This window comes from Streptomyces sp. URMC 129 (assembly GCF_051386415.1).
Classification (GTDB): domain Bacteria; phylum Actinomycetota; class Actinomycetes; order Streptomycetales; family Streptomycetaceae; genus Streptomyces.
Genome location: NZ_JBPQTQ010000077.1, coordinates 12,848 through 29,111, shown reverse-complemented (window position 1 = coordinate 29,111; position 16,264 = coordinate 12,848). Strand labels below are relative to the sequence as shown.

Sequence of the window (16,264 nt, the reverse complement as noted above, 5' to 3'; positions counted from 1 at the left end):
GGTCCGGGGGTGGTCATGGTGTGTCCCCTCCGCCGTGCCCCGCGGTGTCGTCGGGTGCGACGGGGGTGGCCGGGGGCGCGGCCGTCTCCGTCTCCCCGGCCGGTTCCGCCGCCGTTCGCGTGGCCGCCTCCGTCGCCGGTTCGCCGGCCGGCCCGGTCGCGGACGCGGCCCCGGCCGGAGGCCCGTCGGTCGCGTCCGCCGTCCGTGACGCGACGGCGTCCTCGGTGTCCTCGCTGTCCTCGGGCTCCGCGCTCTCGCCGCCCTCGTCGTCCTCCGGTTCGGGGTCCGGGGGCGGGGGCGGCGGCGGTGCCGGGGTGGGGTCGGTGTTCCCGAGGACGGTGCCGTCCGGGGCGAGGAACGCGGGCGGGCCGCCGGGCACCATGCCCAGCTCGCGGGCGCGGTCGGCCAGCGCGTCGGGTGCCGAGTACGCGTCCACCTCGGCCTGGAGCCGCTGCTGCTCGTCGGTCAGCTCGCGGGTTTCCTGGCGCAGCTCGCTGAGGGTGAACGATCCTTCGTTGAGCGAGGCGTTGAGGATCAGCAGGCAGAGCATCCCGCCCGCCAGCAGCAACACGATCAGCAGGACGAACGGGGTGCGGGCGGCCGAGGAGGACCGGGTCGGGACGAGGCCGGTCAGCCGGGCCAGGCGCGCCTGCGCGGCCGGCCCCGGGGGGCGCGCGGGGCTCACCGGACGGCCTCCCTGACGCGCTCGGCGGCGCGCAGCCGGGCGGGGGCGGCGCGCCGGTTCTCCGCGATCTCCTCGGCGGTGGGCAGCTCCGCGCCCCGGGTGAGCAGCCGCAGCCGGGGCTGGTACTGCTCGGGGACGACGGGCAGGCCCGCCGGGGCGGTGGTCTCCGCGCCCTCGGCCAGCACGCGCTTCACCAGCCGGTCCTCCAGCGAGTGGTACGACAGCACGACGATCCGCCCGCCGACACGGAGGGCGTCGAGCGCGGCGGGGACGGCCCGTTCCAGGGTGGCGAGTTCGCCGTTGACCTCGATGCGCAGGGCCTGGAACGTGCGCTTGGCGGGGTTGCCGCCGGTCCGCATGGCCGCCTGGGGCAGGGCCTCGCGGATCAGGGCGACAAGCCGGGCGCTGGTGGTGATGGGCTCCCGGGCGCGCTCGCGGACGACCGCGTCGACGATGCGGCGGGCGAACCGCTCCTCGCCGTAGTGGCGCAGGACGCGGACGAGGTCGCCGGGCGGGTAGGTGTTGAGGACGTCGGCGGCGCTGGGCCCGGCGGACTGGTCCATCCGCATGTCGAGCGGGGCGTCCTGCGCGTAGGCGAAGCCGCGGTCCGCCTCGTCCAGTTGCATGGAGGAGACGCCGAGGTCGAACAGGACCCCGGCCACCCGGGTGACCCCCAGCCCGGCGAGCACGGCGGGGAGTTCGTCGTAGACCGCGTGGACCAGCGTCGCCCGGTCGCCGTACGGGGCGAGGCGTTGGCCCGCCAGCCGCAGCGCCACGGGGTCGCGGTCGAGGGCGACGAGCCGGATGGAGGGGAACGTCGCCAGCAGGGCCTCGCTGTGGCCGCCCAGACCGAGGGTGCAGTCGACGGCGACGGCGCCCGAGGCATGCAGCGCCGGGCCCAGCAGGTCCAGGCATCGCTGGAGCAGAACGGGGCGGTGCCGGGCTTCCGGCGGCCGGTCGTTGCTGGTCGTCATGCGCCTTCCGGGGGGAGGTGAGGCAGGTGGCGGGCGAAGACGGCGGCCTGGTGCACGCCTCCCAGTGCGCGTCACATTAGCCCACCAGTTTTGCCGGTCAATCACTGAGGTTGATCGCGACCGGCGTTTCGCGCCGGGGCGGGGCACGCCTGGCGCACGGGCGCGACTGTGACCGGCGTCACTCGTCGTGGCGCGACGGAGCCCCTGGGCTCGTACTACCTTCTCGCCTATGTCTCACACGGTTACGGACGAGCTGGTGGCGGCCAACAAGCGGTACGCCGAGACGTTCACCCACTCTGGCCTGCCCGCCCGCCCCGCGCGCGAGGTGGCCATCGTGGCCTGCATGGACGCGCGACTGGATCTCATGCCCGCCCTCGGCCTCGCGATCGGCGAGTGCCACACCATGCGCAACGCGGGGGGCGTGGTCACGGACGACGTGATCCGCTCCCTGAGCATCAGTCAGCGCGAGCTGGGCACGAAGGCCGTCGTGCTGATCCACCACACCGGCTGCGGGTTGCTCGGCATCACCGAGGAATGGCGCCAGGAGCTGGAGCTGGAGGTCGGCCAGAAGCCGATGTGGCCGGTTGAGTCGTTCAAGGACCTCGACCAGGACGTCCGGCAGTCCATGGCCCGCGTGCGCACCTCGCCTTTCCTCCCGCACACTGATGACGTACGCGGTTTCGTGTTCGATGTGACGACCGGTCTGCTCCGGGAGATCGACCCGGCCGGCACCCCCGCCTCGTGACGTGTGCCCCCCGTAGTGTGAAGAATGCTGCGGGGAGGCAACCGTCCGGATCCGTTCGGGTGTCGCGGTCATCGACGCGTTGTCGGCACGGCCGCGGCCACCATGGCGGGCCGGGCATGGGATGAGGGGCCGAGGAGGGCCGGGTGACGACCTATGGGGAGCAAACGAAGCTCACCGATCTGAGCGCCACGGCGGACGCGGTACGCCGCGCCGTGGAGAGCGTGATCGAGGGCAAGCCGGAGGTCGTGCGGCTCTCCTTGACGGTTCTGCTCGCCGGGGGGCACCTGCTGCTGGAGGACGTACCCGGCGTGGGGAAGACGATGCTGGCGAAGACGCTGGCGAAGTCCATCGACTGTTCGGTGCAGCGGATCCAGTTCACGCCGGATCTGCTGCCCTCCGACATCACGGGCGTCAGCGTCTACGACCAGCAGCGCAAGGAGTTCGAGTTCAAGCCGGGCGCGGTCTTCGCGCAGATCGTCATCGGCGACGAGATCAACCGCGCCTCGCCCAAGACCCAGTCGGCGCTGCTGGAGGCGATGGAAGAGCGCCAGGTCACGGCGGACGGCAGCACGTACGCGCTGCCGTCGCCGTTCATGGTCATCGCGACCCAGAACCCGGTCGAGATGGAGGGCACCTACCCGCTGCCCGAGGCGCAGCGCGACCGGTTCATGGCCCGCGTCTCGGTGGGCTACCCGAGTCCCGAGGCCGAGCTGCGGATGCTGGAGTCGCACGGCGGGTTCTCCCCGCTGGACGCGCTGCGGCCCGCCGCGCACGCCGACGACATCGTGAAGCTGATCGACGCCGTGCGGGAGGTCCACGTCTCGGACGCGGTGCGGCGGTACGCGGTGGACCTCACCACGGCCACCCGCGTCCACCCCGAGCTGCGGCTCGGGGCCTCGCCGCGGGCCACGCTGCACCTGCTGCGCGCGGCGAAGGCGTCGGCCGCGCTGGCCGGGCGCGGCTTCGTGCTGCCCGACGACATCCAGCACCTCGCGGTGCCGGTGCTGGCCCACCGGCTGCTGCCGTCCGCGCAGGCGCAGCTCAACCGGCACACCACGGAGCAGTTCGTCACCGACATCCTGCGCCGCACGTCCGTACCCGATCCGTACGCCGCCCAGCGGCTCCGGGGCTTCTAGATGGCGTGGCCCGGCGCGCCGGCCACCGGCGGGGCCGGCGGCGAGGACGACCGGGGGCCGCTGCGGGCCGCGTTCGGCGGGCTGACCACGCGCGGCCGGTCCTTCCTGGCCGCGGGCGGCGCCGCCGCCGTCTGCGCCTACACGCTGGGCCAGCCCGACCTGCTGCGCGTCGGCATGCTGCTGGCCGCGCTGCCGGTGCTGTGCGTGGTGGTGCTGCACCGCACGCGCAGCCGGGTGGCCGCGGCGCGCCGGCTCGCGCCCGCGCGGGTGCCGGCGGGCAGCGAGTCGCGGGTGCACCTGCGGGTGGAGAACGTGGCCCGCGTCCCCAGCGGGCTGCTGCTGCTCCAGGACCGGGTGCCGTACGTGCTGGGGCCACGGCCGAGGTTCGTGCTGGACCGCGTCGAGCCGGGCGGGCGGCGCGAGGTCACCTACCGGGTCCGCTCCGACCTGCGGGGCCGTTACCCGCTGGGGCCGCTCCAGCTCCGGCTGGCCGACCCGTTCGGGATGGTGGAGCTGAGCCGGTCGTTCAACGCCTTCGACGTGATGACCGTGCTGCCGCGCATCGAGGACCTGCCGCCGGTGGCGCTGGGCGGCGACAGCAACGGCCACGGGGACGGCCGGCAGCGCGCGATCGCGATCGCCGGGGACGACGACATCATCCCCAGGGACTACCGGCACGGCGACGACCTGCGCCGGGTGCACTGGCGGTCGACGGCGCACCGCGGGTCGCTGATGGTGCGGCGTGAGGAGCAGCCGCTGAAGGCGCGGTGCACGGTGCTGCTGGACACCCGGCGCGGCGGGTACGTCGGGGGCGGCCCCGAGTCGCCGTTCGAGCGGGCGGTGTCGGGGGCCGCGTCGGTCGTGGCGCACGTCGCGGCGCGGGGGTACGCGGTGCGGCTGCTGACCGACACCGGGACGCTGCTGCCCGGCCCCGACACCGAGGCGTCCGACCCCTCCGAGGTGACCGGGCTCATCCTGGACGCCCTCGCGGTCGTGGAGCACTCGGCGGGCGGCGGCCTGGAGGGCGCCCAGGCGGCGCTGCGCGGCGGGGACGGCGGGCTGCTGGTCGCGTTCGCCGGTGCCCTGGACGACGAGCAGGTCGCGGTGCTGGGGCGGCTGCGGCAGCGCGCCGGGAACGCGGTGGCCTTCGTGGCGGCGGGCCAGCTCGGCGCCGCGTACGAGGCCGACCGGCTGCGCGCGCTGCGCGCGGCGGGGTGGACGGCGCTGTCGCACCATCCCGGCGTCCCGCTGGCCCGGCTGTGGCAGCAGGCCGCCGCGGACGCGCCGGGATCCGGCCGGAGGCCGTACTGAACGGCCGCGCGAGCCGCGCGCGCCGGATGGGATGGACGGGGAGATGAACGGCCTGATGGACGGCAGGATACGCATCGCCTGCGCCGCGTGGCTGGCCACGCTGGCCGCGGCGGGGGCGATGCTGCCGCTGATCGACGGCGGGGAGTGGCTGCTCCGGGCCGGCCTGCTGCTCACCGCGCAGTCGGCCGCCGGGATGCTGACGCGCCGGCGCGGGGTGCCCGCCGCCGTGTCGGTCGGGGCGCAGCTACTGGTGTCGCTGCTGCTGCTCACCCTGGCGTGTGCGCGGGAGTACGCGGCGGCCGGTCTGCTGCCGGGACCGGCCGTGTTCGACCGGTTCGGGCGACTGATCACCGCCGGGGCGGAGGACATCGGCAACTACCCGGCACCGGCCCCGGCGACCGACGGCATCATGCTGCTGGTCTTCGGCGGCGTGCTGCTCATCGGGCTGCTGGTCGACCTGCTCGCGGTGACCCTGCGCAGCGCCGCCGCGGCCGGGCTGCCGCTGCTCGCGCTGTACTCGGTGGCCGCCGGGGTCGCGCGGGACGACGGCGGCTGGCCGTACTTCATGATCGCCGCGGCCGGATTCCTGGTGCTGCTGCTGGCCGAGGGGCGGGACCGGCTGGGCACCTGGGGCCGCTTCTTCGCCGGCCCGGGACACGGGCGGCAGATGACGCCGCACGACCACGGACGGGCGGCCGGGCCGCGGACGCGGGCGGGCCGCCGGATCGGCGCGCTGACGCTGGGCGTCGCGGTGCTCGCGCCGTCGCTGCTGCCGTCGCTGGGCGGGGGGCTGTTCGACCTGGACGGCGAGGACGGCTCCGGCCCGGGCGGCTCGGCGTCGGTCACCTCGGTGAACCCGGTGGTGGCGCTCCAGGACCAGCTGAACCGGCCACGCAACCAGCGCCTGCTGGCCTACCGGACGGACAGCACCCAGCCGTCGGAGATGTATCTGCGGCTGGTGGCGCTGGACGAGTTCGACGGCGAGGAGTGGCGCTCCTCGGGCTGGCACGAGCCGGCGCCGCCCGCGCCGCCGTGGCCGGTGTTCGGGCTGACGTCCGCGGTGCCCAGGACCGGGGCGACCACGGTGATCGAGGCGGAGGAGACCTACCGCCAGCCGTCACTGCCGGTGCCGTACCCGGCGCAGTCGATCGGGACGGACGGCGACTGGCTGTTCGACCGCGGCTCGCAGACGCTGGTGGCGGGCGACGACGAGGAGTCCACGCAGGGCCGCACCTACGAGGTGGAGCACCTGCTGGTGGCCCCCACCGCCGAGCAGCTCGCGAACGCGCCGGCGCCCGCGCCGGAGATCCAGGAGTACTACACGCAGGTCCCGGACGACCTGCCCCCGGAGGTCCGCGACACGGCACTCGACGTCACCGCGGGCGCCGCCAACGACTACGAGCGGGGGGTCGCGCTCCAGACCTGGTTCACGCGCGACGGCGGTTTCCGCTACGACACCGCCGTGCAGTCGGGCTCGGGCACCGAGGCCATCGTGCGGTTCCTCCAGGACCGCGAGGGCTTCTGCGTGCACTTCGCCTTCACCATGGCCGCGATGGCCCGCGCGCTGGGCATCCCCGCCCAGGTGGCGGTCGGCTTCACCCCGGGCGTCCGGCAGGCCGACGGCAGCTACGAGGTGGGCACGCACAACGCGCACGCCTGGCCCGAGCTGTACTTCGAAGGCGTGGGCTGGGTCCGCTTCGAGCCCACCCCCGGCCAGGGCAGCCAGCCGCCGTACACGCGGCCCGAGGCCCCGGCGCCGGGCCCGGACGACCCGGAGGAGACGCCGGAGCCGGAGCCCAGCCCCTCGCAGACCGCGCCCGGCCCGGCGACCAGCGCGCCCGACCCGTGCGACACCCAGCCCGGCGGGGAGTGCGGCGACCGGCCGCGTACCCCGGAGGACGCCCACGACGAGGCCGGCTGGCCGGTCTGGCCCGTGATGTGGACCGGCGGCGGGCTGCTCGCCGCCTGCCTGGCGGCCGGGCCGCTGCTGTGGCGGTCCCGGGTGCGGGCGCGGCGGCTGCTGCCGGACGCGGGCCCGCTCCCGGCCTGGCGGGAGCTGCTGGACAGCGCCTGGGACCACGGCATCACGCCGCTGGCCTGGGAGACGCCGCGGCAGGCGGCGGAGCGCGTGGTGCGGGTGGCCGGGCTGACCGGGGCTCCGGCCGAGGCGGTGGCGCGGGTCGCGCTGGCCGTGGAGGAGGAGCTGTACGCGCCGCACGGGGCGCGCCCGGAGCGGCGGCTCGCGCACGACGTGCGCACCGCGCGGGCGGGCCTGCGGGCCGGCGCGGGGCGGCTCGCCCGGCTGCGGGCCCTGCTCCTGCCACGTTCCGCCCTGCGGGTGACGCGGACGGTGACCGAACGGCGTGTCGCCGCCGCGGCCCGGCTGCGGACGCGGCTGGCGCGGCCGGCCGCCCGCCGCCCCCGGCGGCGGGCCTGACCGCCGCCCGGGGCGGAGCGGCCCGCCGGGCACCCACGCGCGGGGCATGACAGCGAGGCATGACAGCGAGGCATGACAGCGAGGCATGACAGCGAGGGGCCGCCCGGAGATCCGGGCGGCCCCTCGCGCACGTCGTGTGTGTGTCAGTCGTCCCGCTCTTCGCGGCGGCGCTGCCAGCGCTCCTCGATCCGCGTCATCATCGAGCGGCGCTGCCGCTGCCCGCGCGGCTGCCGCCGTCCAGGGGCCGCGCCGCGGGCCGGGGCCGCGCCACCCGGCGGCGTCCTGCGCCAGCCGGTCACGGCGACGACGGCACAGCCGAGCATGACCAGGAATCCCACCACGCTGAGGGCGATGAACTGGGCGACCATGCCCCCCATGAGGAGGCCGATGCCCACCAGGAAGCCGACGATCGCCTGATAAACCCGCTTGCGGGAATAGGTGCGCAGCTCGGTGCCCTCCAGAGCTGTCGCGAATTTGGGATCTTCGGCGTACAGCGCGCGCTCCATCTGTTCGAGCATGCGCTGCTCGTGGTCCGAGAGCGGCACGGAGTCCTCCTACTCGTCGGTCGCGGTGGCGACCCGATCCGACTCTTCAAGGATAGGCAGGGATGCCTCCCTGTGAAACCCACCCCTGTACGCCAATTTCGCCCACCACACCCGGCTTCCAGGCCCCGCGGGGGATGAAAAACACTTTCCCTCACCGGCCCCGGATCATGCCGCAGGGCTCTTGTCGATGATACGAGGAACCGGGCTACTGGTCGCCCGGAAGCTCGGCCAGCATGTGGAGCTGACCTGCGATCGCCTGGAACGCGGGCCGCCCGGCCGCCTCCGCCTCCAGCCTGGTCAGCGCCTGGAGGGCGTCGGGCTCGGTGTCCACCAGCGACCCGGGCACCAGATCGGCGAAGATCCGCACGCCGTGCACCTCGCCGGGGACCAGCCCCGCCCCGGTCACCAGCGCTGTGAGCTGCGCCACGGTGAAGCGGTGGGGCACCGGGTCGGCCCGGCCCCAGCGCCCGGCCGGGTCCCGGAGCGCCTGTCGGGCCTCCGAGAAGCGACCGGCCAGCGCCCGGGAGAGCACCGCGCCGCCCACCCCGGCCGCCAGCAGGCTCAGCGTGCCGCCGGTGCGGCGCAGCGCGCCGGTCACGGCCCGCAGCGCCACGGCCGGGTCCTCCACCTGTTCCAGCACGCCGTGGCAGAGCACCATGTCGTACGCCGCGCGGCCGGCGACGTCGAGCAGGTCCTGGGTGTCCCCCTGCACGCCGCGCACCCTTCCCCAGACTCCGTCCGGGGGGTCCCCCATGGCCACGCGCTCCTCGGCCGCCCGCCGCTCCAGCGCGAACAGCGCGTCCGGGCTGGGGTCCACCACGGTGACGCGGTGCCCGAGCCCCGCCACGGGGACGGCGAAACGTCCGCTGCCCCCGCCCAGGTCCAGCACGTCCAGCGCGGGCCGCCCCGCGGCCAGGGCCCGGTGCCGCAGCGCCTCGCGCAGCACCTCCCACACCACGCCCGCGCGCAGCGCTGCGTGCGGACCCGACAAGGACGCCCCCGCGGCGCGGGCCCTCGGCTGTGACGGCATGGCGGGTGGCTCCTCGTGCGCGACGTACGGTGTGTCGGTGTGCCCGGCGGACCGGGCGCAACCACCCTACTTCGCGGCGGGCCCCTCCGGATCGCGGTCCGCCCGCGGCACCGGCCGGCGCACCAGCATCTCCTCCACCAGCCGCAGGAAGAAGCCGCCCGCGCGGCGCAGGTCGTCCGCGTCGCCGCGCCCGGCCACGCCGCGGATCCCGGCCTCTATCCGGGCCCGCCGCTCGGCGCTGGCGGCGAACAGCACGCTCCACTCGGCCAGTTCGGGGGCTATCTCCGGCAGCACCTCCCACACGCTGCGGATCCTGCGCCGGCCGCGGGCCGTCGGCTCCGGCCGGCCGCGCACGGCGAGCACGGCCGCGGCGGCGCGCAGCGCGGCGAGGTGGGCGGCCACATACGCCTCGCCCGGGTCGGAGAGCGAGGCCGCCTCGGCCAGGCCGCGCTCGGCCTGGGCGAGGAGGTCGAGAGCGGCGGGCGATGCGGGCGCCCGGCGCGGCACAGGGTGCACATCGGTCGGGAGTCCGGTCATGACGAACCTCCGTAAGGTGCGACGATTCTGCGCGGTATGCGCGTCTGTGCACATGGTGAGCCATGGCACTGACAATTCCTTTCGCGTGCCGGGGGCGGCGGCCGGCGGTGGAGAATCCCCCTCATGACACCCACCAGCACGCGGCGCGGTGCCACCCGGCGGCGGCTTTACGACGCGGCCGTCTCCCTCATCGCCGAACAGGGCTTCTCCTCCACCACCGTCGACCAGATCGCCGAGCGGGCGGGCGTGGCGAAGGGCACCGTCTACTACAACTTCGCCGGGAAGACCGAGTTGTTCGAGGCGCTCCTGCGCGACGGCGTCGCGCCGTTGACCGTTTCCCTGCGCACGGCGGCCCGTTCGGCGTTCGCCGTGGGCGGCGGCGCGGCCGACGCGCTGGAGGCGATGGCGGCGGCCGGGCTCGATTTCGTCATATCCCGGCCGGACTTCACGCGGCTGCTCGTGGCCGAGCAGTGGCGCACCAACCGCTCCTGGCAGCCCACGCTCCTCGACGTGCACCGGCAGGTGGCCGGGGTGGTCGAGGAGGTGCTCCGGGCGGGCGTGAAGTCCGGCGAGTTCGACAGCGCCCTCGACATCCAGGTCACCGCCGGGGCCCTGGTCGGCATGGTGATCGTCGGCGCGCTCGACTGGCAGTCCTTCCACCCCGGCCGTTCCCCGGAGGACGTGCGCGCCGCCCTCTCGCCCCTGCTCAGGGGCGGCCTGGCCCGGCGCGCCGGGTAAGGTTCTGGCCCATGGCACGCATCGTGGTGGTCGGCGCCGGCATGGGCGCCATGGCTGCCGCCGCCCGGCTGGCCACCGCGGGCCACCGGGTGACGGTCGTCGAACGCGGCGACACCCACGGCGGCGCGCTCGGCCGCCACGAGCGCGACGGGTTCGCGTTCGACACCGGGCCCGGGCTGCTGCACTTCCCCGCCGTCTGGCGGGATCTGTTCATCAAGACCGGCCGGGAGGAACTGGCCGACCGCGTCGCCCTGACCCAGGTGGACCCGGCGGTCGAGCACCGTTTCCACGACGGCAGCGCCGTCCTGCTGCCCGCCGCGCTCGGCGGCGTCCGGCAGGCGCTGGACGCGGCCCTCGGCGCCGGGTCCGGCGACCGCTGGGCCGGTCTCCTCGGCCGGGCCCGCCGGACCTGGGAGGCGACCCGCCGCCCGCTGCTGGAGGAGCCGCTGACGGACCCGCGCCGGCTGGCCGCGTTCGCCGACGACCCCTACCCCGTCCCGCGCCGCGGCCTCCTGCCGCGCCGGGACCGGGACACGACCCTGGCCGGGGTGGCCCGCCGCGAACTGCGCGATCCGCGGCTGGCCGCCATGCTCACCGGCATCGTCCAGGACTACGGCTGCGACCCGGCGACGGCCCCGGCGGGCGCGGCGGTCCTCGCCTACGCGGAGCAGACGTTCGGCACCTGGTACCCGGCCGGCGGGATGCGGGCGCTGGCCGACGCGGTGTACCGGCGCTGCCTCGACCGCGGCGTGGAGTTCGTCTTCGGTGCCCCCGCCGCCCGGATCCTGGCGGCCGACGGCCGCGCGGCGGGCGTCGAACTGGACGACGGCACGCGGTATCCGGCCGACTCGGTGGTGTGGGCGGCGCCGGGTGTGGGCCAACCGCCGTCCGGGGCGAGCCGGTTCACGCTGCTGCTGGCGCTGCGCGGCGCCCGCCCGGCCGGGACACCGCACCGGACGCTGGTGCACACCGGGGAGCTGACCGTCTCGGTGCTCCGCCCCGACGACCCGTCCCTGGTGCCCGGCCCCGGCCACGAGACGGCGGTGCTGTCGGCACGGGCGCCGGCGCAGGGCGCGGGCCCGGTCGACTGGACGGCCCCCGGCGCGGTCCGGGAGTTCACCGAACGCCTGCTGACCGCCGCCGACGCGGCCGGTCTGGGCCTGCGCCCGAGAATCCTGTGGCACGAGGCGCGCACGCCGCTCGACGTGGAACGCCGGACCGGCGTGCCGGGCGGCACGATCCCGCCCCCGGCGCTGGCGGGCCGCTCCGCCGCGTTCCTGTCCACCCCCAACACCGGCCGCCTGCCCGGCGCCTACCGGGCCGGCAGCCTGGCCCACCCCGGCGGCGGCCTGGCCCACACGGGCATGTCCGGCGCCCTGGCCGCCGGCCTGATCACGGAAGGCCCGCACTGGCGGGGCTCCTCCTGAGGGGCCACGACGCCTGGCGTCCCGCCCCGGTCCCGCGCGTGGGGCAGGCCGGAGCCACGTGCGGGTTTCCGCCCCCGCGCCTCGATCACCGTGTCACCTCGCGGAGGCATCGGGCGGGGCCCACGCGGGAGGCCGCCCGGGCAGGGGCCAGGCCCGTCGTCGGAGATCCCGTCCTGCCACGACGCTCCCCCGGCCCGGAGGCCGGGCGGTGCCCCAGGGGCGCACGCCCGCCGCGTTGCCGAACCGCCCACGTACTCCCCCGGACCGAGGTCCTCGGGGGAACGGCGACGACCCGGCGCGCCGCGCTCGCAGGCACCGTGGGCCCCTCCCGGGCCCGGTGGGCCCGGGGGCGCGTTACGGAACCGCCGGACGCCCGGCGGTCGCCTTGCGGAACGCCCCTGCGTGCGGGCCGCAGGCCCGGGGCACATCGGAGCACGCGATGCCGGTCGCGGCGGTTCGCGGACGGCCAGGCCGGAATCGGGGTGTCCCACGGCTCCCGCGACGCGCGTTCAGTACCGCTGGTCGTCCGTGTAGTAGTAGCCCGACGCGTCGTAGCCGCCGCCCTGCGGGGGGTATTCCTCGGCGGGCGGGTAGCCGTAGCCGCCCGTCGTCGTCTCCTGGGGGGCCGTCTCGCGCTGGTGCGGCATCCAGACGCCGCCGGGCGGGGTCTCCTGGTGGTACGGGTACTCCGTCGCGTACGTCGTCGCCGCGTACGGCTGGGCCGCGTACTCGTCCCACGCCTGGCCCTCGGCGACGGTGGCGTACGGGTCGGCGTAGGCGGCGGCCGGGTCGTAGGACTCCTGGTACCCGGGGACGGCCTGGTACGGCTCCGCCGCGTAGGACGCCTCGGCGTCCGGCTCCCCGCCCGGCGGCGCGGGGTACGGCTCGCGCGTCCCGAACGCCTGGAACCCGTCGGCCGGGGTGTCGTCGTCCAGGTCCACGGCCGCCATCTCCTGGGTGAACTCCGGCGCTTCCTCCGGGAGCGGCGGCGGGGGCGGCGGGCTCGCCGCGGAGGCGGCGGCGGGGGCCGGACGGCCCGCGCGGCGGCGCCTGCTGGTGCCGGGCTTGCCGCCCAGCGCCCAGCCGGTGGAGAAGCCGCGCCGGAAGGACAGCGTCACGAACGTCTGCCCCGTCGCGAAGGCGATCGTGCCCAGGGCGATCACGAAGACCGAGGACGTCAGCACCCCCAGCACCACGCCGAGGAAGCCGCAGAACGCCACCAGGCGCCAGCGCAGCCGCGCCTTGTACTGGAGCAGGACCTCACCGAGCAACCACAGGGCGACGATTCCGAACGCGATGTAGAGGACCGTCCAGCCCATGTACGCCCCTCTCCGCAGCGGTTCACGTGCGTTGATGCAGACCCAGGTTCCGGTAGACGTCCAGCGTCGCCGTGGAGTGAGTCGACGTGTTCAGCGTGATGAAGTGCAGCCCCGGGATGTCTTCATCCATCAGCTTCGCGCACAACTCCGTGGCGAACTCGATCCCGACCGAGCGTACAGCCAACGGGTCGTCTTTGACCTCGAGGATGCGCCTTTCCAACTCCGGGGGGAACGTGGCGTTGCTGAGTTGTGTGAAGCGCTCGATCTGCCGGACGCTCGTGATCGGCATGACCTCCGGGATGATCGGCGTCTCGCAGCCCGCCGCCGCCACCCGGTCGCGCAGCCGCAGGTAGTCCTCGGGGTAGAAGAACATCTGGGTGATCGCGTAGTCCGCGCCCGCGCGGCACTTGGCGACGAAGTGCCGGACGTCGGTGTCCCAGTCCGTCGACCGGGGGTGCATCTCGGGGAAGGCCGCCACGCCGACGCAGAAGTCCCCCGACTCCTTGATGAGACGGACCAGTTCGGCCGCGTACGTCACGCCCTCGGGGTGCCGCGTCCACTCGCCCATCGGGTCGCCCGGCGGGTCGCCGCGCAGCGCCAGCATGTTCCGGATGCCGGCGCCCGCGTACTGCCCGATGATGTTCCGCAGTTCGGCCACCGAGTGGTTCACGGCGGTCAGGTGGGCGACCGGGGTCAGCGTCGTCTCGGTGGCGATCTGCTCGGTGGCGCGCACGGTCCGCTCCCGCGAGGAGCCCCCGGCGCCGTAGGTGACCGAGACGAACGTGGGTCCGGCCGCCTCGACCCTGCGGATCGCGTTCCACAGCGTGCGCTCGCCCTGCTCGGTCCTGGGCGGGGTGAACTCGAAGGAGTACGAACGCTCGCCGGCCGCGAGCAGCTCGCGCACCGTCTGCGCCCTTCCGACCATCGTGCTGGGAATCCCGAGAGCCATAACGGCAGGTTACCCACGCGGCACGGTCAGGTCTCCTGCCGTCCGGTCTGCGGACGCTCCCGCAGCCGCCGCGCCAGCCCGGCCGCCGCCGCGCCCGGGTCGTCGGCCTCCGTCAGCGCCCGCACGACCACCACGCGGCGGGCTCCGGCGTCGAGCACCTGGTCGAGATTGCCCGCGTCGATGCCGCCGATGGCGAACCACGGGCGGTCGCCCGCCACCGAGGCGGCGTACCGCACCAGGGACAGCCCGGGCGCGGGCCGGCCGGGCTTGGTGGGGGTGGGCCAGCAGGGCCCGGCGCAGAAGTAGTCCACGGCCGGGTCGGCGACGGCGGCGTCCACCTCGGCCTCGGCGTGGGTGGAGCGGCCGATGAGGACCCCGCCGCCCAGGATGGCCCGGGCGGCGGGCACGGGCAGGTCGCCCTGGCCCAGGTGGAGCACGTCGGAGCCGGCGGCGTGCGCGACGTCGGCCCGGTCGTTGACCGCGAGGAGCTTCCCGTGCCGCCGGCAGGCGTCGGCGAAGACCTCCAGCCAGTGGAGCTCCTCGGCGGCCTCCATGCCCTTGTCCCGCAGCTGCACGATGTCCACGCCGCCCGCCAGCACGGCGTCGAGGAACGCGGGCAGGTCGCCCTGCTTCTTCCTGGCGTCGGTGCACAGATAGAGCCGGGCATCGGCGAGCATGACGGTCTCCCCCGTGGTGAAGGTGCTGGTCAGCGGCGGCGCGGGCCGGGCTCGCCCGCACCGCCGCGCGTGAAGGTCACACGGCGAGCGCCTGGGCGCGGCGCTTCACCTCCGTCCCGCGATTCTCCCGCAGGGCCTGGGCGGGGGTGCCGGGGAGGCTGTCGTCCGGGGTGAACAGCCACTCCAGCATCTCCTCGTCCGTGAAGCCGTCGTCCCGGAGCAGGGTGAGGCAGCCGGCGAGGCCCTTGACGATCTTCTCGCCGTCGAGGAAGGCGGCGGGCACCTGGAGGACCCGGTTCTCTCCCCGCCGCACGGCGATGAGCTGGCCCTCCTTGACCAGCTGCCGGACGCGGGTCACCTCGACGCCGAGCTGCTCGGCGATGTCGGGAAGGGTGAGCCAGGCGGGGACGAGAGCGTCGATCCTTGCATCAATCTCGGTCACGCCTCCAGCGTGCCATCTCCCGCCGACAGGCGTCAGCGGGCGGCGGCCTTGAGTGGTACGGACGGGTCGGCGGCCCGCTCCGGATCCAGCGCCGTGCCGCGTTCGACGAGGCGGCGGCCCTGGGCCAGATCCCGGGGCCGGTCCACCGTCAGCACGGCGGCCGGGACCGTGCCGGGCCCGTCGCCGCGCAGCCACAGCACCGTCCAGCCGTCCGCGCCGCCCGGCTCGCCGCGCCACAGCGTCCGGTCGCCGGGGCGGTGGTACCCGGCGTACTGGACATGGTGGCCGAACTGCTCGGACCAGAAGTACGGCACCGGGTCGTGGACGGCGTCCGCGCGGCCGGTGATGCCCGCGGCGACCGTGCGCGGCCCGGTCAGGGCGTTGTCCCAGTGGTGCACGAGCAGCCGCCGCCCGTAGCGGGCCGAGGGGAACGAGGCGCAGTCGCCCGCCGCGTACACGCCGGGGACGTCGGTGCGCAGCCGTTCGTCGGCGCGGACGGAGCCGTCGGGGGCGAGGCCGATGCCGGAGCCCGCCAGCCAGCCGGTGGCCGGGCGGGAGCCCACGCCGACGAGGACGGCGTCGGCGCCGAGGACCTCCCCGCCGGCCAGCTCGACCTCGCCGTCGCGGACGGCGGTGACGCGCTGCCCGGTGCGCAGCTCGGCGCCCGCGTCGGCGTACCAGCGCCGCATGGGCTCGCTGACCTCGCCGGGCAGCGCGCCGGGCAGCGGGTGGTGGCCGGCCTCCACGACGGTGACCCGGCAGCCCGCCGCGCGGGCGGCGGTGGCGGCCTCGGCGCCGATCCAGCCGGCGCCGACGGCGACGACGCTGCCGCCCGCGTCCAGCACGGGCTTCAGGCGGCGGGCGTCGTCCAGGGTGCGCAGCACGTGCACGCCGGGCACGGCGGCGGTGCCGGGCAGGGTGACGGGCTCGGCGCCGGTGGCCAGCACCAGATGGTCCCAGGGCAGCGGCCCGGCGTCGGTCTCCAGCAGCCGGTCGGCGGCACGGACACCGGTCGCGGCGCGGCCGAGGAGCAGGTCGACGCCGAGGGCGGCGAAGTCCACGTCGAGGGGGGCGTCGAGGGCCTTGCCGAGCAGCACGTCCTTGGACAGCGGCGGCCGGTCGTAGGGCCGGTGCGGCTCGGCGCCGACGAGGGTGATCGCGCCCTCCCAGCCCTGCTCCCTGAGCTGAACGGCGGTCTGGACCCCGGCCAGTCCGGCCCCGGCGACGACCACGCGCCCCGCGGCCCCGCCCCGCCGCCCCGTCACATCCCTCACGTCGGTCACGCCGTCCAGCCTACGGGCCGGGCAACCGG

The 16,264-nt window shown here is 75.7% G+C and carries 16 protein-coding genes; 6 read left to right on the top strand and 10 right to left on the bottom strand.

Annotation, left to right across the window (positions count from 1 at the left end):
* Positions 1-13: 13 nt before the first annotated feature.
* Complete coding sequence (locus ACSNOC_RS17165; RefSeq protein ID WP_436748338.1) at positions 14-685, bottom strand: FtsB family cell division protein; 672 nt, start codon at positions 683-685, stop codon at positions 14-16.
* Positions 682-1,659 carry a 16S rRNA (cytosine(1402)-N(4))-methyltransferase RsmH gene (rsmH, locus tag ACSNOC_RS17160; RefSeq protein WP_436748337.1) on the bottom strand — a complete coding sequence of 326 codons (978 nt, stop codon included), beginning with the start codon at positions 1,657-1,659 and terminating at the stop codon, positions 682-684. Before rsmH ends, ACSNOC_RS17165 begins: the two co-directional genes overlap by 4 nt.
* A gap of 229 nt (positions 1,660-1,888) precedes the next feature.
* On the opposite strand from rsmH, the gene ACSNOC_RS17155 reads away from it, so the two are divergent.
* From ACSNOC_RS17155 to ACSNOC_RS17140, 4 genes are all read left to right on the top strand, one after another.
* Positions 1,889-2,404: a beta-class carbonic anhydrase gene (locus ACSNOC_RS17155; RefSeq protein WP_436748336.1), complete on the top strand. Its 516-nt coding sequence runs from the start codon at positions 1,889-1,891 to the stop codon at positions 2,402-2,404.
* A gap of 143 nt (positions 2,405-2,547) precedes the next feature.
* Positions 2,548-3,540 (top strand): AAA family ATPase, encoded by a 993-nt coding sequence (locus ACSNOC_RS17150; protein WP_436748335.1) that lies wholly within the window; start codon positions 2,548-2,550, stop codon positions 3,538-3,540.
* The gene (locus ACSNOC_RS17145) at positions 3,541-4,851 is read left to right on the top strand and encodes a DUF58 domain-containing protein (protein WP_436748334.1); all 1,311 of its coding nucleotides are present in this window, start codon (positions 3,541-3,543) and stop codon (positions 4,849-4,851) included.
* A gap of 55 nt (positions 4,852-4,906) precedes the next feature.
* A complete protein-coding gene (locus tag ACSNOC_RS17140) occupies positions 4,907-7,288 on the top strand; it encodes a transglutaminase TgpA family protein (protein WP_436748333.1) in 2,382 nt (793 codons plus the stop codon).
* A 143-nt stretch (positions 7,289-7,431) separates the two neighbouring features.
* On the opposite strand, the gene ACSNOC_RS17135 is transcribed toward ACSNOC_RS17140, so the two are convergent.
* From ACSNOC_RS17135 to ACSNOC_RS17125, 3 genes are all read right to left on the bottom strand, one after another.
* The gene (locus ACSNOC_RS17135) at positions 7,432-7,833 is read right to left on the bottom strand and encodes a DUF3040 domain-containing protein (RefSeq protein WP_436748332.1); all 402 of its coding nucleotides are present in this window, start codon (positions 7,831-7,833) and stop codon (positions 7,432-7,434) included.
* A 205-nt stretch (positions 7,834-8,038) separates the two neighbouring features.
* Positions 8,039-8,863 (bottom strand): class I SAM-dependent methyltransferase, encoded by an 825-nt coding sequence (locus ACSNOC_RS17130; protein WP_436748331.1) that lies wholly within the window; start codon positions 8,861-8,863, stop codon positions 8,039-8,041.
* A 66-nt stretch (positions 8,864-8,929) separates the two neighbouring features.
* Positions 8,930-9,400, bottom strand: coding sequence for an SAV_6107 family HEPN domain-containing protein (locus ACSNOC_RS17125; RefSeq protein WP_436748330.1), 471 nt, complete (start codon positions 9,398-9,400; stop codon positions 8,930-8,932).
* Between the two features lie 123 nt (positions 9,401-9,523).
* On the opposite strand from ACSNOC_RS17125, the gene ACSNOC_RS17120 reads away from it, so the two are divergent.
* Both ACSNOC_RS17120 and ACSNOC_RS17115 read left to right on the top strand, forming a co-directional pair.
* The gene (locus ACSNOC_RS17120; protein ID WP_436748329.1) at positions 9,524-10,138 is read left to right on the top strand and encodes a TetR/AcrR family transcriptional regulator; all 615 of its coding nucleotides are present in this window, start codon (positions 9,524-9,526) and stop codon (positions 10,136-10,138) included.
* A gap of 11 nt (positions 10,139-10,149) precedes the next feature.
* A complete protein-coding gene (locus tag ACSNOC_RS17115; RefSeq protein ID WP_436748328.1) occupies positions 10,150-11,565 on the top strand; it encodes a phytoene desaturase family protein in 1,416 nt (471 codons plus the stop codon).
* A 509-nt stretch (positions 11,566-12,074) separates the two neighbouring features.
* Here the strand turns inward: ACSNOC_RS17115 and ACSNOC_RS17110 are convergent.
* The 5 genes from ACSNOC_RS17110 to ACSNOC_RS17090 form a co-directional block, all read right to left on the bottom strand.
* Complete coding sequence (locus tag ACSNOC_RS17110; protein ID WP_436748327.1) at positions 12,075-12,884, bottom strand: hypothetical protein; 810 nt, start codon at positions 12,882-12,884, stop codon at positions 12,075-12,077.
* Between the two features lie 22 nt (positions 12,885-12,906).
* Positions 12,907-13,833 (bottom strand): methylenetetrahydrofolate reductase [NAD(P)H], encoded by a 927-nt coding sequence (gene metF, locus ACSNOC_RS17105; protein ID WP_436748326.1) that lies wholly within the window; start codon positions 13,831-13,833, stop codon positions 12,907-12,909.
* Positions 13,834-13,859: 26 nt separating this feature from the next.
* Positions 13,860-14,510: a thiamine phosphate synthase gene (thiE, locus tag ACSNOC_RS17100; protein ID WP_436748325.1), complete on the bottom strand. Its 651-nt coding sequence runs from the start codon at positions 14,508-14,510 to the stop codon at positions 13,860-13,862.
* A 76-nt stretch (positions 14,511-14,586) separates the two neighbouring features.
* On the bottom strand, positions 14,587-14,952 hold the full coding sequence (locus ACSNOC_RS17095) for an Rv2175c family DNA-binding protein (protein ID WP_436748324.1): 366 nt from the start codon (positions 14,950-14,952) through the stop codon (positions 14,587-14,589).
* 32 nt (positions 14,953-14,984) lie between these two features.
* Positions 14,985-16,235 (bottom strand): NAD(P)/FAD-dependent oxidoreductase, encoded by a 1,251-nt coding sequence (locus ACSNOC_RS17090; protein ID WP_436748323.1) that lies wholly within the window; start codon positions 16,233-16,235, stop codon positions 14,985-14,987.
* Positions 16,236-16,264 lie beyond the last annotated feature (29 nt).